Genomic DNA, 21,893 nt, shown 5'->3' on the forward strand with positions numbered 1-21,893 from the left:
GATTAAGCCTGAACTTCAGCCTTCTCGATGATCACATCGTCAACCGGTACGTCTTGGTGACCCACTTTCATAGTTGTAGGTACCAGTTTGATTTTGTCGACTACCTCTTGGCCCTCAACAACTTTACCAAATACCGCGTAGCCCCAGCCTTGCGTGTTCTTGCCAGAGTGATCAAGGAAGGCGTTATCCGCTACGTTGATGAAGAACTGAGCAGAGGCTGAGTGTGGGTCCATTGTGCGTGCCATTGCAACGGTGTACATCTCGTTGCTTAGACCGTTATCGGCTTCGTTCTCAATCGGTTCGCGAGTTTTTTTCTGGTGCATGCCTGGCTCAAAACCACCGCCTTGAATCATGAAGTTGCTGATGACGCGGTGGAAAATCACACCGTCGTAAAAACCCTCTTTAACGTACTGTTCGAAGTTCGCTGCAGTTTTTGGAGCCTTGTCAAAATCGAGTTCAATTTTGATTTCGCCGAAGTTGGTCGTAAGAACGATCATCAGTTTTTCCCTTTAAGTTGAAATTTGTGCGAAGTATATCAGATCAAATAGAGGTTTCGCCCTGTATTGACGTGTTCGGATGGCATATAATTCCGCGCTTATTATTTTACAGTCACGTCAAAGTTGAATTATGAGTAAAAACGAAGCGGTTACCGTTACCAATTTCATTCATCAGATCGTTGAAAAGGATCTAGAGCAGGGCACGCATCAGGGTAAGGTTGTTACCCGTTTCCCACCAGAGCCCAATGGTTTTCTTCACATTGGTCATGCCAAATCGATCTGTCTGAACTTTGGTACGGCTGAGAAGTACCAAGGTGTCTGTAACCTTCGTTTTGATGACACCAACCCAGAGAAAGAGTCACAAGAGTACATCGATGCGATTACGCGCGATGTTGAGTGGTTGGGTTACAAATGGAATGGTGACATCCGCTACACCTCAAACTACTTTGATCAACTCTATGCTTGGGCGGCTCACCTGATTCAAGAGGGCAAAGCCTTTGTCTGTGAGCTGAATGGCGAAGAGATGCGTCAGTACCGCGGTAATTTGACCGAGCCGGGCAAAAACAGCCCGTTCCGTGATCGCTCACCTGAAGAGAACCTAGCGCTGTTTGAAAAGATGCGTGATGGTGGCTTCGAAGAGGGTGAAGCGGCGTTGCGTGCCAAGATTGATATGGCATCGCCTAACATGAACATGCGTGATCCGGTTATCTACCGTATCCGCAAAGCACACCACCACCAGACGGGTGATAAGTGGTGTATCTATCCGAGCTACGACTTCGCACATGGTCAATCGGATGCGATTGAAGAGATTACACACTCGATCTGTACGCTCGAGTTTGAAGATCACCGTCCACTCTACGACTGGTTTGTTGCCAATCTGCCAGTACCGGCAACACCCCGTCAGTATGAATTTGCACGTCTCAATCTGAACTACACCATCACCTCTAAGCGCAAGCTGAAACAGCTTGTCGATGAGCAGCACGTTTCAGGCTGGGATGATCCGCGTATGCCAACCATCTCTGGTTTGCGTCGTCGCGGTTATACACCCGATTCAATTCGTAATTTCTGTGACATGATCGGCGTGACACGCTCTAACTCAACGGTCGACATGGGTATGCTGGAAGCGGCTATTCGTGAAGATCTGGACGCTAAATCGCCTCGTGCTATGTGTGTGACGGATCCCATCAAACTGACCATTACCAACTACGAAGAGGGTAAAGAGGAGTGGTTTGAGGTGCCTGTTCACCCTAAAGATGAGTCGATGGGCGTACGTCGTATTCCGTTTACTAAGAACCTTCTGATTGAGCGCGAAGATTTTGCGATGGAAGCGCCTAAGAAGTGGAAACGTTTGGCACCAGGGTTTGCCGTACGTCTGCGTGGCGCTTTCTGTGTCACCTGTGAAGAGGTGGTCACTAATGAGCAGGGTGAAGTAACCGAATTATTAGTGACCTATGATCCGGCGACTAAAGGTGAAAACCCAACCGACTACAAACCCAAGGGTGTCATTCATTGGGTCAGTGCAGACAACTCGATTCCTTGTGAAGTGCGTCTCTACGATCGACTATTTACTGAAGCGAATCCAGATGGGGATAAAGAGCGCGATTTCTTGGAGTTCATTAATCCAGAGTCTCTATCAGTATTCCCTAATGCACGTGTAGAGGTTGGTATGGCGAATGCTGCAATCGAGAGCCGTTATCAGTTTGAGCGACAGGGTTTCTTTGCGGTTGATCCAGACAGTAACGCAGATCGCTTAGTCTTTAACCGCACTGTGGGTCTTCGTGACTCTTGGGCGAAAATGGCGAAATAGATGCGCTGGATCTCTCTGGCTCTTCCACTGCTGATCTTGATCGGTTGTTCATCGTCACCGGTGAATCGAGCGCAGTGGTCAGAGCTGAGATTGATGCCAACATCGATTCGCTCCTTAGACGAAAATTTGCCAGAAGGCTCTGGTTTGGCGCTTCACAATCAGACCCTATGGTCCATTAATGATGGCGGTAATGATCCCATCCTTTATGGGTTTGATTTAACGGATGAGTCAGCCACAAAGGTGGAAAAGGTTACCCTAAGAAATGCGGCTAACCTTGATTGGGAGTCACTGATTACCACCAGTGAGGCGCTGGTCATTGCTGATTGCGGTAATAATCGCGGTGATCGTATCTGGTTTCAGTTCCACTCAATCAGTTGGGACCAGCTAGACGAAAGCCAAGGCTTGGTAGATGCCAATACAATTAATGTGAAATTGGCTGATGTCACGCCAGCAGTCGAGCGCCAAGACCACAATCGTGACTGTGAAGCAGTGACAGAGGTAGACGGTAACTACTGGCTCTTTACTAAGAATTGGCGAGATCATAAGAGTCGGCTCTATATAGTCGATCCAAACTCTGATCAACAGTCGGTAAGGTCGCAACAGAGCTTTGATGTGGCCGGTTTAATTACCGGAGCTGATTATGACGCAAAGAGTCGTCGTCTAGCGCTTATAGGTTATGGCAGTGGCTTTGCAGTCACCCAGCCCTTTGTCTGGATAGTTCCAGTGGATCAGGGGCAGGCACAGTTTGATCAGGCGGTGCGCTACTCACTGGCGAAGATGGGGCAGTGGGAAGCGATTCACTGGTACCAAGGTCATTTATTGATTTCACGCGAAACCAGTCCGCTGGGTGGCGCGTTGTTGGCAGAGGTTAAGCTGCCAACTCAAATGCATTAATACGGATAGAGTATGTTTCAACTATACAACACACTTTCAAAATCAAAGCAGCCCTTCACTCCGATTGAAGCGGGTAAAATCCGCATGTATGTCTGCGGGGTGACCGTCTACGATCTGTGTCATATAGGTCATGCGCGAGTCATGGTCTCGTTTGATGTGATCACTCGTTACCTACGGGCGCGTGGTTGGGATGTTGAGTATGTTCGAAACATCACCGATGTCGATGACAAGATTCTAAAGCGCGCAGCTGAGAACGGTGAGACTCCTGATCAGCTGACTCAGCGTATGATCGCGGCGATGCATGAAGATGAGGCTTCGCTAAGCGTACTGCGTCCTGATCAAGAGCCGCGTGCAACCCATCACATTCAAGACATTATCGACATGGTCCAAGCCCTTATCGACAAAGGTTTTGCCTATGCAGCGGCCAACGGTGATGTCTACTACCGTGTTGAGAAGTTTGAGACATATGGACGCCTAACCAATAAGGTGATTGACGAGCTTCGTTCAGGTGCTCGTGTCGAGGTTGAGGCAGCAAAAGAGAGTCCACTCGACTTTGTACTTTGGAAAGCTGCTAAACCAGGTGAGACCAGTTGGGAATCGCCTTGGGGAGCTGGCCGTCCAGGTTGGCACATTGAGTGTTCAGCAATGTCTAAATGCTGTCTAGGTGAAACCTTTGATATTCACGGTGGCGGACCTGATCTTCCCTTCCCGCACCATGAAAATGAGATTGCTCAGTCGGAAGCTGCTAATGGCAAGACCTATGTAAACTATTGGATGCATGCTGGCCCTGTGCGAGTGAACAAAGAGAAGATGTCCAAGTCGTTGGGTAACTTCTTTACGATTCGTGAAGTGCTTAAAGAGCATAATCCAGAGGTGGTTCGCTACTTCTTATCGAGTGTGCATTACCGCTCTTCGATCGATTACTCGCTGGATAGTCTTAAAGAGGCCCGTTCAGCACTGGATCGTTTCTATCAAGCGCTCGACGGGGTTGAGATACCTGAAGTTGAGATCGCCTCAAACGACTACAGCGATCGTTTCTTTGCAGCGATGGATGATGACTTTAATACCCCAATGGCGTTTGCTGTGCTGTTTGAGATGGCCAGTGAGCTAAACCGCCTGAAAGGTAATGATGAGGCAGCGGCTTCACAATTGGCAGGTCAGATTAAGGCGCTTGCTGGTGTTGTGGGTCTACTGCAGCAAAACCCTAAAGATTTTCTACAGCAGGGCAGTGCTGGAGAGATCAGTGGCGACGAAGTGGAAGCGTTGATCGTAGAGCGTAAAGAGGCGAGAGCGAACAAAGACTTTGCCCGCTCTGATGAGATTCGTGATCAATTGGCTGCAGCGGGAGTCATCCTTAAAGATGGTCCGGAAGGAACGACTTGGTATCGGGAAGGGTAGTTGCCTTTGAGAGCGGATGACAGGCTGAAAGCCAGTCACCGCCACTCCGTAGCTTGGTTAATTCTCCGGTGACAGGTCTTCAGCCTGTCATCCGCCACCTCACCGTCTTCCAGAAACCCCAGCTAAACCCCCGAAATCCCCGGTTTCTGATCAACTATTAATCAAAACGAAAAAAAATCTTTAAAAAAGTAAAACAGGGTATTGACCACCTGCAGGTCAGGTCGTAGGATACGCACCTCCTCGCAGATGACGACTTCCATCCAGTCACTTGTGAGGTCGGGCAGCACGTTAGGCGCCCATAGCTCAATTGGATAGAGCAACGGCCTTCTAAGCCGTAGGTTGCAGGTTCGAGCCCTGCTGGGCGCGCCAAGCAACCTGTCCAGATGTACCACAATGGTGGGTGTAGCTCAGTTGGTAGAGCCCCGGATTGTGATTCCGGTGGTCGTGGGTTCGAGCCCCATCATCCACCCCAATTTTTGGGTACATCATAAAAGTATGCGGTCGTGGTGGAATTGGTAGACACGCCAGATTTAGGTTCTGGTGCCGCAAGGTGTGAGAGTTCGAGTCTCTCCGACCGCACCATACTTTTATAACGAGCAATACTGTTCGGCTCAGCCGAATCGCAACAATCCAGATGCGGTCGTGGTGGAATTGGTAGACACGCCAGATTTAGGTTCTGGTGCCGCAAGGTGTGAGAGTTCGAGTCTCTCCGACCGCACCATCTGGAAACACCCCTTAGAAGTTCCCTCTTTTTTATCGCTCGTATTATCAAGCTTATCTTCGTTTTCTATACCTTGTAACTTTTTCAGTTCTGTTGCCATGTTTACTTGACTAATGGGCTCAGTTACCGGAAAATTTCGCGCTTGATTTTAATGACTCGGACTGCGTCATTTTTGATGACAGAAGAGTTTGACACTCTCAAAAGAATTAATGAGGAATTCCATGCAAGTTTCTGTAGAGACTACTTCAGGCCTTCAGCGCCAACTAACCGTGACTGTTCCGGCCGAACGTATCGATACTGACGTTGAGAAGCAGGTTGTACAGCAGGCTCGCACTCGCCGTATGGACGGTTTCCGTCCAGGTAAAGTACCTGCAAAAGTGATTAAGCGTATGTACGGTGACGCGATTCGTTACGAAGTACTAAACCGCGTCGTACAAGAGACTTTCTACGAAGCTGTTCAGCAGGAATCACTAATGCCAGCAGGCGCTCCTTCTATCGAGTTCAAAACTGATAAAGAAGGTGAAGACTTTGCATACGTTGCGACATTCGACGTTTACCCAGAGATCGAACTAAAAGATCTAGCGGGCGTTGAAGTTGAGAAAGCAACAGCATCGATCAAAGCGGCTGACGTTAAGAACATGATCGACACACTTCGCAAGCAGCAGAGCACGTTTAAAGCGACTCGCGGCATGGTTAAAGAAGGCTTCCAAGTTAACATCGACTTTGAAGGTTTCGTAGATGGCGAAGCGTTCGAAGGCGGTAAAGCAGAAGGCCAAGACCTAGTAATCGGTTCTGGTAGCATGATCCCTGGTTTCGAAGATGGCATCATCGGTAAGAAGAAAGGCGAAGAGTTCGACGTAGAAGTCACTTTCCCTGAAGAGTACCAGTCTGAAGCGCTAGCGGGTAAAGCTGCAACCTTCAAGATGAAGCTTAACGAAGTGTCTAAGCCAGAACTTCCTGAGCTAAACGAAGAGTTCTTCGCTAAGTTCGGTGTCTCTTCTGCAGACGAAGCTGAATTCAAAGCGGAAGTTGAAAAGAACATGGCTCGTGAAATGAACCACGCGCTTAAAACTAAGACTAAAACAGCTGTATTCGATGCACTGATCGCTCAGAACGATATCGAAGCACCAGCAGCAATGATCGATGATGAAGTGAACGTACTTCGTCAGCAAGCGGTTCAGCAGTTTGGTGGCCAGGCTCAAATCGATCCAAACACTCTACCTAAAGAGCTGTTCGAAGAGCAGGCAATCCGTCGCGTTAAGATCGGTCTTCTAGTACAAGAGGTGATCAAAGCGGGTAACCTTGAAGCGACTGACGAGCGTGTTGATGCGATTCTTGCGGATATCGCAGAGAGCTACGACGATGCTGATGAAGTGATCAGCTACTACAAAGGCAACGAACAGATGCTAAATCAGATCCGTAGCCTTGCTCTAGAAGACGAAGTTGTTGACCACCTTCTTGCATCTGCTAAGGTGAAGGAAGTTAAAGTCAGCTACGAAGAAGCTCTTAAGCCGGCTCAGCAGTAATTATTGTTGAGTAATGGATCTAAACCTCGTTTAGATCCTTATAAAAAACGGCAGTTAGCGAAAGCTGGCTGTCGTTTTTTGGTTATTAGTGCCGTGAATAAGGAAAACTATTGATGTCAGATATCTACTCAGGCCGCCCATTTGATGTAACAGACAGTGGCTTGGTGCCAATGGTTGTCGAGCAGAGTTCCCGTGGTGAGCGCGCTTACGATATTTACTCTCGCCTATTAAAAGAGCGAGTAATCTTTATGGTCGGTCCTGTCGAAGATCACATGGCGAACCTGATCGTTGCACAGATGCTCTTTTTGGAAGCGGAAAATCCAGAAAAAGACATCCACCTGTACATCAACTCACCTGGTGGATCGGTCACTGCCGGTATGGCGATCTATGATACCATGCAGTTCATTAAACCGGATGTCAGCACCATGGTATTGGGTCAAGCGGCTAGCATGGGCTCATTCCTTGCGATGGCCGGCGCCAAAGGTAAGCGCTTCTTACTACCTGAATCACGTACAATGATTCACCGTGTCAGCTCAGGTACGCCTGGTACACGTGGCTCTGTACATGTACAAGAGCTTGAATTTGAAGATGCTCGTCGCCACATGGAAGAGGCTAAGCGCCTTAACGATCGTCTGACCGAGATCTACGCTGAACGTAACACAGCGGGTAAGTCGTACGAAGAGTTGTACGAAATCATGAAACACGACACCTTCCTATCAGCCGAACAGGCGGTGGAATTTGGTCTAGCTGACAAAGTGCTTAGCAGCCGAGAAGGCTAATCTTTTTAGAGGAATTAACATGTCTGAAGAGAACAACGATCAGAACGACAGCAAGCTATTTTGTTCATTCTGTGGCAAAAGCCAGGATGAAGTACGCAAGCTGATTGCTGGTCCTTCAGTCTTCATCTGTGATGAGTGTGTCGATCTGTGTAACGACATCATCACCGAGGAGATGGCGGAGATCGAAGAGTCACAGGATGACGAAACGCTCCCTACGCCGAGTCAGATTAAAGACAATCTTGATGAGTATGTGATCGGTCAAGAGCGTGCCAAGAAAGTGTTGGCGGTAGCGGTTTATAACCACTACAAACGCCTACGTGCTACGGGTAAAAACAGTGACGTTGAGCTGAGTAAGTCCAATATACTTCTGATCGGCCCAACGGGTAGCGGTAAGACCCTGTTGGCGCAGACGCTAGCGCGCATGTTGAATGTGCCTTTCACTATGGCTGACGCGACGACGCTGACTGAAGCGGGTTACGTCGGTGAAGACGTTGAGAACATTGTTCAGAAGTTGCTGCAGAAATGTGACTACGATGTAGAGAAAGCACAACAGGGCATTATCTACATTGATGAGATCGATAAGATCTCACGTAAGTCCGACAACCCATCGATCACGCGTGACGTATCGGGTGAGGGTGTACAGCAGGCACTTCTAAAACTGATTGAGGGTACCGTTGCCTCTGTACCGCCACAGGGTGGTCGCAAACACCCTCAGCAGGAGTTTTTACAGGTTGATACCTCTAACATCCTGTTTATCGTCGGTGGTGCCTTTGCTGGGCTAGAGAAGATCATTGCCGATCGCAGTGAGCGAAGCTCAATCGGCTTCAGTGCTACTGTTCGTAGTAAAGATGACGAGAAGGGTGTCGATCGTATTCATGACGTCGAAGCAGAAGATCTAGTTAAGTTTGGTCTGATTCCAGAGTTCATTGGTCGTCTACCGATGATCGCGACGCTCTCTGAATTGGATCAAGAGGCATTGATTCAGATTTTGACTGAGCCTAAAAACAGCCTGACTAAGCAGTATCAAGCGCTGTTTGAGATGGAAGGTGCTGATCTAGAGTTCCGTGAAGATGCACTGTTCGCAGTGGCTGAGTTGGCGCTTGAGCGTAAAACCGGTGCACGTGGTCTGCGTTCAATCCTAGAGTCTAAACTGCTCGAGATCATGTACGAACTACCGTCTCTAGAGGGTGTATCGAAAGTGGTGATCGATCAGGGTGTGATTAAAGATAAGAATGATCCGATCCTGATGTACGAGACACAACAGCTCGATAAAGCGTCACCGGACGCTTGATCTAAGCAATAAAAAAGACCGCCTATTGGCGGTCTTTTTTTACTCCGTGTTAGGTGACTGGCTTCAGCCTGTCACCCGCTTTCGAACTAAATTGTAGAGGCGGATCAGGCGGATGACAGGCTAAAGCCAGTCACCAAGTTGTTCCGTTACTCCGCATGATCCCGCGTAAACACCCACTTATCTCCTTCACTCATCGACGCATTAAATGCATAACCCTCTAGATCAAACTGTTTCAGATCCTCTGGATTCTCAATGCGGTTCTTTATGGCGTAGCGGGTCATTAGGCCGCGTGCCTTTTTCGCGTAGAAGCTAATAATCTTATATTGGCCGTTTTTCAGATCTTTAAACTCTGGGCTGATAAGGCGAGCATTAAGTGCTTTAGCTTGCACCGACTTGAAGTACTCGTTCGACGCAAGATTCACAACGACCGGTGTTTTATCACTGTCTAACTCGTCATTGAGGCGATCGGTAATCGTTGAACCCCAGTAGCTGTAGAGGTTTTTACCAGCTTCGTTTTCAAGTTTTGTGCCCATCTCTAAGCGGTAAGGCTGCATCAAATCCATCGGTTTTAGGAGACCATAGAGGCCGGACAGAATTCTTAGGTGGTTCTGTGCAAATTGGTAGTCCGCTTCGTCGAACGAATCAGCATCCAAGCCAGTGTAGACGTCCCCTTTGAAGGCCAGTAATGCCTGTTTTGCATTCGTCTCGTTATGCTCTTTCACCCAGCTCTGGTAACGCGCTACGTTCAAAGAGGCCAGTTTGTCGCTGAGCTTCATCAGTTCAGCGATATCTTGCGGCGCGTAGTCACGCAAGTTGTTGATCAGCGTCTCAGCTCGGTCAGTAAACTCAGGCTCACTTTTCAGTTGGGTGCTTGCCGGTGTTTCATAATCGAGAGTCTTAGCAGGTGATATCAGTAGTAGCATGGATACACTCTTCAGATAATTTACTTGAAATAGAGGGTTTGATAGCTGTTACGCGAAGCGTTTTATCCAGATCAATCTCGCCAGGGTGGCAATTGTAGATCCAAGCACCACCATCCCTGAGGTGAGTAAGGGGTTGCTAAGGCTCAATAACTTGATGGCGGCCCCAGAGAACAGGAAGCCAACAAATAGACAGAGCAGAGCCATCAACAGTGCATGTACGATAGTCGCTGCTTGGTAGCGGTCTAAACGAATGATAAAGACCAGGGCAGGCACTACAAAGCCTAGCAGAGTGATGTAGGACGGAAGTTGGCTATCCATCAAATGATTCCTTAAATTAACAGTGCCTAAATTAAACCTTCATTAACCGGCAAGTGCAAATGGATTGGGGTGGGCGTTACAGCCACAACTGTGTAGAATCTGCACCTTAATTTTCACACAGACTCTTGAGTGTTCCATGAGCAATACACGCGTTTTAACAGGTATCACAACCACCGGTACTCCGCACATTGGTAACTACCTTGGTGCGATTAAACCTGCAATTGAAGCGACCCTTAATCCAAACACCAATTCGTTCTTCTTTTTGGCGGATTACCACGCGCTGATCAAATGTCACGATCCAGAGCGCGTGGCGCAATCAACACGCGAAATTGCTGCGACTTGGTTGGCACTTGGGTTGGATACCGACAAAGCGACCTTCTATCGTCAGACCGATATACCAGAGATTCCAGAACTCACTTGGATTCTTACTTGTATGTGCTCCAAGGGTTTGATGAACCGTGCTCATGCTTATAAAGCTTCAGTCGATGCTAACCGTGATGCTGGGTCAGAAGATCTGGACGATGGCATCACCATGGGCCTGTTTAGCTACCCCATTCTAATGGCGGCAGACATTCTGATGTTCAACGCGCATAAGATTCCGGTGGGTAAAGATCAGATTCAACACATCGAAATGGCGCGTGATATTGCCGGTAAGTTCAACCATACCTATGAAGAGTTGTTTACACTTCCAGAAGCTCAGGTGGATGAGGAGACTCAACTGATCCCCGGTTTGGATGGTCGTAAGATGTCGAAGAGTTACGACAATACGATTCCTCTGTTTGCGCCAACTGATCAGCTACGCAAGCTCATCAATCAGATTAAAACCGACCTGCGTGAGCCCGGTGAGCCAAAGGATGCCGATAACAGCACCATCTTCCAACTCTACAATCTGTTCGCCAATAAGGACGAAAGTGCAACAATGCGATCAGCGTTTGAAAATGGCATCGCTTGGGGTGAAGCAAAGCGAGAGCTGTTTGAGTTTCTGGATGCCAAATTGTCAGCGCCACGTGCACGTTACAATGAACTGATGAACAATCTTGATGCCGTTGAAGCTGAGCTTCACAAAGGGGCTGAAAAGGCACGTGCAGAAGCGGCTCCACTGCTTGAAAAGGTTCGTATCGCGGCCGGTATTCGTCCGTTGACCTATGTAGCACCTAAGGCTGAAAAGCAGAAAGCCAAGCAGAAAGAGCTTACAGCAGAAGAGTTAGCGCGCATTGAAGAGGGGCGCCGTCGTGCCATTCTCCGTGGTGCCCAGCCTCTATTGGATCAGGTAGCCAATGCCGAGGATCCTGCCGCAGAAGCTAAAGCGATTGTTGCAGCGAAAACAGATGAGGTTGCAAGCCTTAAGAAAAAAGCGAAGCAGAAAGCGGAAAACGAGCTCGAAGCACTCAAAGCTGAGTGGGCTGATCTGCTGGCACAATGAAAAAGCTTGATATCTCGCAATGAGCTGAATCTAATAAAGGGATCTACTATTGATCCCTTTTTTATTACCGAAAAAATAGGAGTGAAGATGTCACTGCTGGGTAATTTAGCAGCTTGGTCTGCCTACGCCATATTTAGAAGCCCATTCGCACGTCGCTCTAAATGGATTCACGATAAGACGATGAAGCTCTTCAGGGTAGGGGCCCAACGCGGTAGCGTCAAAGCGCTCTCTACTTATGGGTTTCTTCTGCACTTTCGCGGTGCCGATGCTGCCAGCAAAGAGCAGGGGGCTTTGTATATTCAGGCTGCTGCTGAGCGCGGTGATGCAAAGTCACAATACCAAATGGCTAAGCTCTATGAGTCTGGGTATCCGCCAGTGATTTTCAAATTGGCTGATAAAGCCTATGAACACTACAAAGCTGCGGCGGAACAGGGCCACCCAGTTGCCATTCAGCGAATGGTGGATATCTACACCAAGGGGGAGCTGGGTAGGGAGATTGATTTAGAGAGAGCTCAGCAGTGGGAAGCGAAGCTTGGGCAAAATGCCGGGGTCTGACAACAGTGACTGGCTTTCAGCCTGTCAGCTGCTTTCGAATTACATTGTAGATTCTGGAAGATGCTGATAAAGCGGATGACAGGCTGAAAGCCAGTCACCGGCACTCTGTAGGAGCGAATTTGAACGAAGTGAAAAACCGCGAATGGACGAACCCGCCAAATTAATTGTTCACGGTTTGCCTTCGGCAATTCGTTCCTACAGGATCGCGTTACTCCGCCGAAGTATCCAACGCTGGGAATGACTTAACCAACTCATCCACCGCTTTCATCTGTGCTAGGTAAGGCTCTAGCTTCGATAGTGGTAGGGCACAGGGGCCGTCACACTTTGCAACGTTTGGATCTGGGTGTGCTTCTAGGAAGAGACCAGCTATACCCTGTGAAAGGCCCGCGCGAGAAAGTTGTGCTACCAGTGCACGACGTCCATCGGCTGAATCCGAACGACCACCTGGCATCTGCAGTGCATGGGTAGCATCGAAGATAACTGGGTAACCAAACTCTTTCATGATGCTAAAGCCAAGCATATCGACCACTAGGTTGTTGTAACCAAAGGCGCTGCCGCGCTCACACAGAATCAGTTGGTCGTTACCGGCCTCTTCACACTTGGTTAAGATGTGCTTCATCTCATGAGGAGCTAAAAACTGTGCTTTCTTGATGTTAATCACCGCACCGGTTTTCGCCATAGCGACCACAAGATCAGTCTGGCGAGAGAGGAATGCAGGTAGCTGAATCACATCACAAACTTCAGCGGCAGGCTGACACTGGAAGGGTTCGTGCACGTCGGTAATAACAGGTACCTTAAAGGTCGATTTAACCTCTTGAAGGATCTTCAAACCCTCATCCAAGCCAGGGCCACGGAAAGAGTTGATAGAGGAACGGTTTGCCTTATCAAAGCTCGCTTTGAACACGTAAGGGATGTTCAGCTTGTTGGTCACCTCAACGTACTGCTCAGCAATGGTCATTGCTAAATCACGCGACTCCAATACGTTCATACCACCAAAAAGCACCATCGGCTTATCGTTATTCACATCGATTTGACCGACTTTGATACTGCGCTGTTCCATTGTTGTTCCTTATAAAAATGATTCCGCGATTATAAAGTAACTAGCCGGTATATTGTAGAAGGTAACTACTTTAGCAACGGTGACTGGCTTTCAGCCTGTCATCCGCTTTCGAATTACATTCAATCTTCTGGAAAACGCTGATAAAGCAGATGACAGGCTAAAGCCAGTCACTGGTGAATCCGGCAATTGCTTTAAATCGAGCCGCCGATAAACTCAACGATGATCGATTTTGCTAAAAAGGCAGCAAGGCCTAGGCCGAGTGCAAAGAAAAGAATAAAAGTACCGAATTTGCCGGCGTTCGATTTTTTAGCAAGATCGTAGATGATAAAGAAGATGAAGAGAGCGAAGACGGTGACACCGACGTTAAACATGATCGCTTCCATTTCGGCTAAACGCATAGTTCTCTCCTCTCAATTTGAGCGCGCATCATAGCAAATAGAGAAGAATTAACACCCTGTAAAAGGTAGGGTTTTTTACAGCTGGTTCGCTTTACGATAGCGCCCCTGGTAGTCAAAGATGCGCTCGGTCACTTGCCAATACTTACCCGATTTTCTGGAGACGACAAAGTCCGGTACGGGTAAAGCGCTGCTCAGCTCAAGTACTGATTCCACGCTATTGAAAAGAGTGGGTGATTGACCACTATTCACCCGTGATCCAAAGAGTTGATTAAACAGCACCCTTTGTTTGGGGTTGGTGAGGTTGAACTTCTCCGATAGGGTGTTTGCATCTTCATCATAGTAGGTCACTCGTATCGCCATATCCTCTTGATTGACTCTAAGTCCCGCACAGCGAATCACTTTGCAGCTGTTCAGTGATAGAGCTTTTTTGATCAGATCATCAGGGTCGATCAGAGCCTCATGACACCCTTGGCAGTTTCGTGCCGCGATATCATTTTCAGCGCCGCAATGAGGGCAGCTTTTGAACTTAAAGCGAAACTGACACTGCTCCCCGTCATCAGAGAGACCTTGGCAGCGGCGTCCATAGTGCTCAATGACGGCTCCATCTTGATCGGTTCTTCCCCAAAAGAGGTTAGCAAAGTCGCAGATAGGGCAGAACACCTGTACCGGCTCGGTATCAGGTGCTGGCTTGGGTACGCCGACTTCAGGGTCGAATAGATCGATTCCGTTGTTGGCGTAGTCGATGACTAAACACTCTTTTTTACCTTCACTCAGTCGTAAGCCGCGACCGACCATCTGTTGGAACAGACTGACTGATTGAGTGGGGCGAAGAATCGCAATTAGATCGACATGTGGTGCATCAAAACCGGTGGTCAGTACCGCAACGTTAACGAGGTATTTAAACTGCCGCTGTTTAAAGCGGTTGATGATCTCTGTACGTTGCTTAGCATCGGTATCGGCTATCACCAGCTCCGCTTCCCCTTTAGGGAGGTAGTCCAATATCTCTTTTGCGTGCTTAACACTGGCCGCAAACAACATGACGCCTTGCCGATCGTTAGCAAGTTCCACGACCTGCTCACAAATGGCTTCAGTGACTCTGGGGTATTTAGCCAGCAGTTCATTGACCTCCCGCTCTGCAAACAGTCCGTTAGGTGAGGGTGTCAGTGCTGAGAAGTCGTAGTGTGCGGTCGCTGCATTGATCAGCTTAGGCTCCGTTAAGAACCCCTGTTTGATCAGGTTGCGCATCGGCAGATCATAGATGCAGTGTTGGAAAATGGTGCTCTCTGATTGGCGGAAAAAACCACGGTAATCCCGATGGTATATCCAGCCATGGCCTAAACGATAGGGGGTGGCAGTGAGTCCTAATACCTTTAGCGATGGATTACTCTTCTTAATCTGGCTGATCAGTTGTTGATAGAGCGATTCGTCGTTATCAGAGACACGGTGGCACTCATCAATAATGATCAATGAGTACTGATGATCAAACTGATCGAGATTTCTGGCGATTGATTGGATCGAGGCAAACACCACTTGATGTTCAGTGTCACGCTGCTTTAGTCCCGCCGAGTAGATACCCGGTGTCAGCCCTAATGCCGCATATTTGGAAGCATTCTGTTCGACCAGTTCTTGAACGTGAGTGACCACCAATATTTTACGCTTTGCTAGGCGGGCTAGCTCGGCAATGATTAGGCTTTTACCGGCTCCGGTAGGGAGCACCAGTACGGCGCTCTCGGAGGTTTGGCGGAAGTGCGTCAGCGTCGCATCAACCGCCTGTTGTTGATAGGGGCGAAGAGTAAAGCGCTGTGTCACTCCCACTCCATCGCTTCAAAGATGCGCCCCGCGTTTTTGCCCGCTAGCTCATCGGCTGTCTCTAGATGAAGGTAGGGTGTTTGGTCAATTTTGTAGGCGTCATCGAGTGTGCCGCCCTCATCAATCAACTCTCCGATCTTACCCCGAACGTACTCAAGGTAACCGCGAGTATATCGATCGACCTCGGCAAAGTTAGTGGGTTCCCCGTGACCCGGAACAATGATCATATCCTGTGCTATCGGTGTAAACTCATTCACCCAAGTCTCTATCCATTCAGCCGTATTGGTCTCTGGAAAGACGGGCAGCATGCGTTGGTGAAACGCGATATCGCCGGCAATCATGACGTTGCGCTCAGGAATCACAACACTGATGTCCCCTTTGGAGTGGGCAGGACCAAGGTGAATAAGTTCTGCCGTGATGCCGCCAAGATCCAGCGTCATGCTCTCTTCAAAGGTTTGATCGATCTCGGTCAATTCGGTGCCATTGATGCGCTCTTTAAGTGTCTCTTTGAGCATCTCTAGACCGCGAAATCCCTGTTCTTGAATCTCCTCTTCGGCATCGACGTGGGCAATAATGGTTGCCCCTTGCTCTTTCCAGTAGTTATTTCCCAGAGCGGCATGGGATTGGCCATTTTCATCAACGACGTATTTAACCGGTTTGTCGGTCAGTTGTTTGATCTCATCATGTAGGGCTTTGGCTAATAGGTAAGTACTTGAACCATTCACCACCAGGACTGACTCATCGCCAATCACGAAGCTAAGGTTATTGTTGTGGCCGGCATTCTCATAGGTGTAAAACTTCAACTGCCCGATGGCCGAGTAGACATCATCGGCGACTTTGACGGGTTTATCGTAGAGTAGGGACTCTTTGTACTTATCATCGGGCGTCACAGCAAAGGCTGAGGTCGACACTAGGCTTGTGAAAACTGACACACTTAAAGAGAGGGCTTTTAACGGCATAGCACACACCTTGTTCTGTTTTTATAGACCAGAAATATAACACGCTTTTATCGAACGGGTAGTGCCGATTCACTCTTAACATTGCGCATGACAAAACTCGAATGTACACCGGTCACTCCCTCTATGCGGGTGATCTTCTCGAGCAATAAGCGTTGAAAATCTTCCATGTCATGCACCACCACTTTGAGTTGGTAGTCAGCATCCTGACCGGTAATCAGCAAGCACTCCAATACCTCTGGTAGATCATTAATGACCTTATCAAAGTTAGCGAAACGCTCTGGGGTGTGGCGATCCATCGAGATCATAATGATTGCGGTAAGCGTTAACCCCAATTTTTTGGCATCCAAGTTGGCGCGATAGCCGCTAATGATGCCGCTCTCTTCAAGGGCTCTGACACGGCGTAAGCAGGGGGAGGGTGAGAGACCGACCTTATCCGCTAACTCTTGGTTTGAGATGCGTCCATCTAGCTGAAGCTGCTGAAGAATAGCCTTATCGTAACGATCCATTTCTACAATCCGCAAAAAATTAGAATAAAATTGCTTAATTAATTAATTTATAGCAATTAATGATAATAATTTCACCTATTTGTTGGGTGATTCGCAATCATTCACCTCAATAACCCCAGTAAACTGTGTAGCATTGAATTAACTCGAAGCCACTGTTGAGGATTGTATGTCTAACTTCGATTACCGCCGCTATCAGCCAGCTCCACAGATTCAAATTGAGAATCGTACTTGGCCTAACAACACAATCACCCACGCGCCGATTTGGGCGTCGGTGGATCTGCGTGACGGTAATCAGGCACTACTTGAACCGATGACCGTAGAGCAGAAGCAGCGTCTATGGCGTCTGTTGGTGAAGATCGGACTGAAAGAGATTGAGGTGGGCTTTCCGTCAGCGAGTCAGCCAGACTACGACTTTGTTCGCTGGTTGATCGATAATGGTGAGATCCCTGATGACGTGACGATTCAGGTACTAGTACAGGCCCGTAAAGAGCTGATCGACCGTACTTATGAAGCGCTTCGTGGTGTTAAAAGTGCGGTGGTTCACGTCTACAACTCAACCAGTACGATTCAGCGTGAGCGCGTATTCAATCAGGATCGCGAAGGTATCAAAGCCATTGCGACTCAGGGTGCGCAGTGGGTTATGGACGGTGCCAAAGATTACCCAGAAGTGGATTGGACCTTCCAGTATTCACCAGAGAGTTTTACCGGAACTGAGATCGACTATGCGATCGAGGTCTGTGATGCGGTAATGGATGTTTGGCAGCCAACGGCTGAGAACCGCTGCATCATCAATCTACCGTCAACGGTAGAGGAGTCGACGCCCAACATTTTTGCCGATCAGATTGAGTACTTCTGTACCCATATAAAGAATCGTGCTGGCGCGATTATCTCAGTTCACACTCATAATGACCGAGGTTGTGCTGTGGCGGCTGCTGAGCTGGCAGTTTTGGCCGGTGCTGATCGTGTCGAAGGGACCTTGCTAGGCAATGGCGAGCGTACCGGCAACATGGATTTGGTCACAATGGCGATGAACTTATACAGCCAAGGTGTTGATCCTAAAATGGATCTGTCTAATCCGGATGAGATTATTACCACCTTTACTGAGTGTACGCGCTTGCCGGTTAGTCCCCGTCACCCTTGGATTGGTGAATTGGTCTACACGGCCTTTTCGGGTAGCCATCAGGACGCTATACAGAAGTGTTTGCACCGACAGGGTGAGGATGAGCACTGGCAGGTGGCTTACTTGCCAATCGACCCTAAGGATATTGGTCGTGATTACCAAGCGGTTATTCGCGTTAACAGTCAATCAGGCAAGGGCGGTATGTCCTTTGTACTTGAACGTGATTATGGCATTACTCTGCCGCGCTGGATGCAGACTGAATTGGCTCCGCTGGTTCAAAAAGCCTCAGAAGAGAGTGCTTCGGAAATGGGCAGTGATGCGATTTTTGAAATCCTTAAAGCGAACTTTATCAAATCGGCTGAGCCAGTTGCGTTGCAAGGCTTCTCCATTGATCGTCAGCAAAACGAACAGTTCAAAGCGACAGTTTCGATCAACGGCCAAGATCGTGAACTGATCGGTCAGGGGGAAGGGGTAATCTCCTCTTTCCTTGATGGTTGGGCCGCATTGACAGGGCAGACAGTCAACGTCATCGACTACTCTGAACATGCCGTTGGCAGTGGCACCGATGCCTTGGCAGCAGCTTACTTCTTAATCAATGTTGATGGTCAGCGTGTCGTCGGTATGGCCTTTGATACAGACAGTTTAGGGGCTTCTCTAAAGGCACTGATCTCGGCCATCAACCGATCAGAGATCGCTCTCCAACTAGCGGCTTAGTGACGCTAACAACTTTTTTAATTCGGTAATTGATAAGGCCGGTTCGCATTGTGAAATGTGTACTGGCCTTTTTATTTTCAATCAATCTATCAAAAAGTGTCATGAAATAGGCTGAAGGAGTAGAATATTGGCCTTAATTGAAACTTTCTAATTGTTAGTTGGAACCCTTCATGCCTCACTCTCAAAGTACGCTTCAAGAACTTCGCGATTCTGATCAATTCATTCAGCGCCACCTCGGCTCAAATGATGCTGAGCAATCACAGATGTGCAGCACCCTGGGTGTCTCTGATCGTGCTGATTTGATTCAGAAAACCGTCCCTGAATCGATCTTGCTGAGTGATGCGCTCTCGATTGGTAATCCGGTGACAGAGGTTGAAGCCCTGTCGGAACTTAAGCAGATCGCGGCTAAGAACCAACTGAACAAAAACTTTATCGGTATGGGCTACTACGGCACCTTGGTGCCGGGCGTCACTCAACGTAATGTGCTAGAGAATCCTGCTTGGTACACCGCCTACACCCCTTACCAGCCTGAGATCTCACAAGGCCGTCTTGAGTCACTGCTCAACTTCCAGCAGATGGTCATGGATCTGACCGGCATGGATTTGGCAAACGCGTCGTTGCTTGATGAAGCGACCGCTGCAGCCGAGGCAATGACTCTACTCAAGCGATCTAATCGTAAGAAATCAGACACCTTCTTTGTCGATTCTCAGGTACACCCACAGACCTTGGATGTGATTCAAACACGTGCCGAGTACTTTGGTATTGAAGTCGTGGTTGATGATGCCACGAACCTCTCTTCACACGACTGTTTCGGCTGTCTGGTTCAATACCCAGGCAGTGAGGGGGAGATCATCGATCTTGCCAGCGTCGTTGAAGATGCGAAGGCACAAGGTGCACTGGTTGCAGTGGCAACCGATCTTTTAGCACTAATGCTGCTTAAATCACCGGGCTCTCTTGGTGCAGATGTTGCACTCGGTTCAGCACAACGTTTTGGTGTGCCGATGGGCTTTGGTGGTCCACACGCTGCATTTTTTGCGACCAGCGAGAAGCTTAAGCGCTCGGTTCCTGGCCGTATCATTGGGGTATCGATCGATTCCCGCGGTAACCAAGCCTACCGCATGGCGATGCAGACACGTGAACAGCACATTCGTCGCGAGAAGGCGACCTCTAACATCTGTACGGCGCAGGCACTGCTTGCCAATATGGCTGCGTTTTATGCGATCTACCATGGCCCAGTCGGTCTGAAAAAGATTGCCACTCGTGTTCATCGCCTCGCTCAGCTTGCAGCGAAACAGCTTAACTCTGCTGGCTTAACGACCAATACCCATTTCTTTGACACCTTGAGCTTTGATGCTGACGCGTCGGTCTATCAGCGCGCACTGGATGCCAATATCAACCTTCGTAAACTCTCTGATACTCGTTTTGGTATCAGTTTTGATGAGACGCACAGCGTTGAAGATGTCGCGGATCTGATCAGTGTTATTACCGGTAAGCTTATCTCAGTTGAAGAGTTAGGCGATGTCGATGAGTCCTTATCCTTGCCGACAGATTTAGTTCGTGACGACCAGGTTCTGTCGCATCCGGTCTTTAACCGCTACCACGCTGAACACGATATTCTGCGCTACATGAAGCGTCTAGAGAATAAAGATTACTCTCTGGTTCACGGTATGATTCCGCTAGGTTCATGTACGATGAAGTTGAATGCGACTTCAGAGATGGCGCCGGTCACTTGGCCAGAGATTGGTAATGTTCATCCGTTCGTTCCTGCAGAGCAGGCACAGGGCTACGCTGAAATGCTAGAACAGTTGGATCGTTGGTTGATTGATATTACCGGTTACGATGCGATCTCTATGCAGCCAAACTCAGGGGCGTCGGGTGAGTACGCCGGTCTGTTAGCGATTCGTAAGTACCAAGAGTCTATCGGTGAAGGTCACCGAAATGTCTGTTTGATTCCGTCGTCGGCGCACGGTACCAACCCTGCTTCAGCCGCAATGATGGATATGAAAGTGGTCGTGGTTGCCTGTGATGAAGTGGGTAACGTGGATGTGGCTGACTTGAAAGCCAAAGCGGAACAGCACAGCGACAACCTGTCGACACTGATGATTACCTACCCATCGACGCACGGTGTCTTTGAAGAGGCTGTGGGTGAAATCTGTGAACTGATCCACCAGCACGGCGGTCAAGTCTACATGGACGGTGCCAACTTGAACGCGCAGGTAGGCCTGTGTAAGCCAGGTTCGATTGGCGCTGACGTATCACACCTTAATTTGCACAAAACCTTTGCTATTCCTCACGGTGGCGGTGGTCCAGGTATGGGGCCTATTGGCGTCAAATCACACTTGGCGCCATTCCTTGCCAGCCACAGTGTATCGCCTGTGCCCGGTAATGGCAGCAACGGAGCCGTAGCGGCAGCACCTTACGGTTCAGCGTCTATTCTGCCGATTACCTGGATGTACATCCGTATGCTCGGTGATCGCGGTCTGCGCGAATCGACCGAACTGGCGATTCTAAATGCTAACTACATTGCTAAGCGTCTTGAGAATCACTATTCGATTCTCTACCGCGGCACAAATGGTTTTGTCGCACACGAATGTATTATCGATATTCGCCCGCTGAAAGAGGTCTCTGACATTACTGAAGAGGACATAGCTAAACGTTTGATGGACTATGGATTCCACGCGCCGACCATGTCCTTCCCTGTGCCGGGCACACTAATGGTGGAACCGACTGAGTCAGAATCGATTCAAGAGCTTGATCGTTTCATTGAAGCGATGATTAAGATTCGCGAAGAGATTGCGGCGGTTGAGCGAGGTGAAGTCGCTGCAGAAGATTCAGTGCTTAGACATGCACCGCACACCCTGGAAGATCTGGTGGATGCAGAGTGGACCCGCAGCTACTCAAAAGAGCAGGCTGTGTTCCCAGTCAGTGCCGTTCGCCTAGCGAAGTTCTGGCCAACGGTTAACCGTATTGACAACGTCTACGGCGATCGAAACTTCGTCTGCACCTGTCCACCGGTGAGTGACTACGCAGAGTAGATTAGTTCGTATTAATAAAAAGGGGTCAGACCGAAGGTCATATATGGTCCGTCCCGCGTTATGCAAGATAAAAGTACCAATGGTTAAGGTGAGCTGCAGTCATATATCCGGCTTTTGATGAAGATCTCTTTCTTCTAGCCCCAATGGATTCTGCATACTT

The 21,893-nt window shown here is 48.8% G+C and carries 18 protein-coding genes and 4 tRNA genes; 14 read left to right on the forward strand and 8 right to left on the reverse strand.

The window, feature by feature from the left end; translation table 11 throughout:
• Positions 1–2: 2 nt before the first annotated feature.
• Entirely contained in the window at positions 3–497 is a 495-nt protein-coding gene (locus tag XMA152_RS11555; RefSeq protein ID WP_173483688.1) for a peptidylprolyl isomerase, read from the reverse strand.
• Positions 498–627: 130 nt separating this feature from the next.
• Here XMA152_RS11555 and XMA152_RS11560 point away from each other — a divergent pair, with 130 nt between their 5' ends.
• From XMA152_RS11560 to clpX, 10 genes are all read left to right on the forward strand, one after another.
• Positions 628–2,304, forward strand: a complete 1,677-nt coding sequence (locus XMA152_RS11560) for a glutamine--tRNA ligase/YqeY domain fusion protein (RefSeq protein WP_173483689.1) — start codon at positions 628–630, stop codon at positions 2,302–2,304.
• Positions 2,305–3,198: a hypothetical protein gene (locus XMA152_RS11565; RefSeq protein WP_173483690.1), complete on the forward strand. Its 894-nt coding sequence runs from the start codon at positions 2,305–2,307 to the stop codon at positions 3,196–3,198.
• A gap of 12 nt (positions 3,199–3,210) precedes the next feature.
• Entirely contained in the window at positions 3,211–4,596 is a 1,386-nt protein-coding gene (cysS, locus tag XMA152_RS11570) for a cysteine--tRNA ligase (protein WP_173483691.1), read from the forward strand.
• Positions 4,597–4,888: 292 nt separating this feature from the next.
• Positions 4,889–4,965, forward strand: a tRNA-Arg gene (locus XMA152_RS11575).
• A gap of 27 nt (positions 4,966–4,992) precedes the next feature.
• Positions 4,993–5,068: transfer RNA gene (locus tag XMA152_RS11580), tRNA-His, on the forward strand.
• 25 nt (positions 5,069–5,093) lie between these two features.
• A tRNA-Leu gene (locus XMA152_RS11585) sits at positions 5,094–5,178 on the forward strand.
• A 54-nt stretch (positions 5,179–5,232) separates the two neighbouring features.
• Positions 5,233–5,317, forward strand: a tRNA-Leu gene (locus tag XMA152_RS11590).
• 221 nt (positions 5,318–5,538) lie between these two features.
• Positions 5,539–6,843, forward strand: a complete 1,305-nt coding sequence (tig, locus tag XMA152_RS11595) for a trigger factor (protein ID WP_173483692.1) — start codon at positions 5,539–5,541, stop codon at positions 6,841–6,843.
• 113 nt (positions 6,844–6,956) lie between these two features.
• Positions 6,957–7,622: an ATP-dependent Clp protease proteolytic subunit gene (locus tag XMA152_RS11600; protein WP_173483693.1), complete on the forward strand. Its 666-nt coding sequence runs from the start codon at positions 6,957–6,959 to the stop codon at positions 7,620–7,622.
• A 19-nt stretch (positions 7,623–7,641) separates the two neighbouring features.
• On the forward strand, positions 7,642–8,913 hold the full coding sequence (gene clpX / locus XMA152_RS11605; protein ID WP_173481014.1) for an ATP-dependent Clp protease ATP-binding subunit ClpX: 1,272 nt from the start codon (positions 7,642–7,644) through the stop codon (positions 8,911–8,913).
• Positions 8,914–9,059: 146 nt separating this feature from the next.
• Here clpX and yaaA read toward each other — a convergent pair whose 3' ends face one another.
• Positions 9,060–9,836, reverse strand: coding sequence for a peroxide stress protein YaaA (gene yaaA / locus XMA152_RS11610; RefSeq protein ID WP_173483694.1), 777 nt, complete (start codon positions 9,834–9,836; stop codon positions 9,060–9,062).
• A gap of 48 nt (positions 9,837–9,884) precedes the next feature.
• Complete coding sequence (locus XMA152_RS11615) at positions 9,885–10,154, reverse strand: hypothetical protein (protein WP_173481012.1); 270 nt, start codon at positions 10,152–10,154, stop codon at positions 9,885–9,887.
• Between the two features lie 136 nt (positions 10,155–10,290).
• Here XMA152_RS11615 and XMA152_RS11620 point away from each other — a divergent pair, with 136 nt between their 5' ends.
• On the forward strand, positions 10,291–11,577 hold the full coding sequence (locus tag XMA152_RS11620; protein WP_173483695.1) for a tryptophan--tRNA ligase: 1,287 nt from the start codon (positions 10,291–10,293) through the stop codon (positions 11,575–11,577).
• An 87-nt stretch (positions 11,578–11,664) separates the two neighbouring features.
• A complete protein-coding gene (locus XMA152_RS11625; protein WP_173483696.1) occupies positions 11,665–12,132 on the forward strand; it encodes a tetratricopeptide repeat protein in 468 nt (155 codons plus the stop codon).
• Positions 12,133–12,340: 208 nt separating this feature from the next.
• Here XMA152_RS11625 and kdsA read toward each other — a convergent pair whose 3' ends face one another.
• The 5 genes from kdsA to XMA152_RS11650 all read right to left on the reverse strand — a co-directional run bounded on the left by kdsA (position 12,341) and on the right by XMA152_RS11650 (position 16,864).
• On the reverse strand, positions 12,341–13,192 hold the full coding sequence (gene kdsA, locus XMA152_RS11630; RefSeq protein WP_173483697.1) for a 3-deoxy-8-phosphooctulonate synthase: 852 nt from the start codon (positions 13,190–13,192) through the stop codon (positions 12,341–12,343).
• Positions 13,193–13,383: 191 nt separating this feature from the next.
• On the reverse strand, positions 13,384–13,590 hold the full coding sequence (locus tag XMA152_RS11635) for a DUF2788 domain-containing protein (protein WP_173481007.1): 207 nt from the start codon (positions 13,588–13,590) through the stop codon (positions 13,384–13,386).
• Positions 13,591–13,665: 75 nt separating this feature from the next.
• Positions 13,666–15,399, reverse strand: a complete 1,734-nt coding sequence (locus XMA152_RS11640; RefSeq protein WP_173481006.1) for a DEAD/DEAH box helicase — start codon at positions 15,397–15,399, stop codon at positions 13,666–13,668.
• A complete protein-coding gene (locus XMA152_RS11645) occupies positions 15,396–16,358 on the reverse strand; it encodes an MBL fold metallo-hydrolase (RefSeq protein WP_173483698.1) in 963 nt (320 codons plus the stop codon). Before XMA152_RS11645 ends, XMA152_RS11640 begins: the two co-directional genes overlap by 4 nt.
• 47 nt (positions 16,359–16,405) lie before the next feature.
• Positions 16,406–16,864: an Lrp/AsnC family transcriptional regulator gene (locus XMA152_RS11650; RefSeq protein WP_173481004.1), complete on the reverse strand. Its 459-nt coding sequence runs from the start codon at positions 16,862–16,864 to the stop codon at positions 16,406–16,408.
• 166 nt (positions 16,865–17,030) lie between these two features.
• On the opposite strand from XMA152_RS11650, the gene leuA reads away from it, so the two are divergent.
• Positions 17,031–18,698, forward strand: a complete 1,668-nt coding sequence (gene leuA / locus XMA152_RS11655) for a 2-isopropylmalate synthase (protein ID WP_173483699.1) — start codon at positions 17,031–17,033, stop codon at positions 18,696–18,698.
• Between the two features lie 170 nt (positions 18,699–18,868).
• On the forward strand, positions 18,869–21,733 hold the full coding sequence (gene gcvP, locus XMA152_RS11660) for an aminomethyl-transferring glycine dehydrogenase (RefSeq protein ID WP_173483700.1): 2,865 nt from the start codon (positions 18,869–18,871) through the stop codon (positions 21,731–21,733).
• Positions 21,734–21,893: the final 160 nt, after the last annotated feature.

This window comes from Marinobacterium sp. xm-a-152 (assembly GCF_013282965.1).
Lineage (GTDB): Bacteria > Pseudomonadota > Gammaproteobacteria > Pseudomonadales > Balneatricaceae > Marinobacterium_E.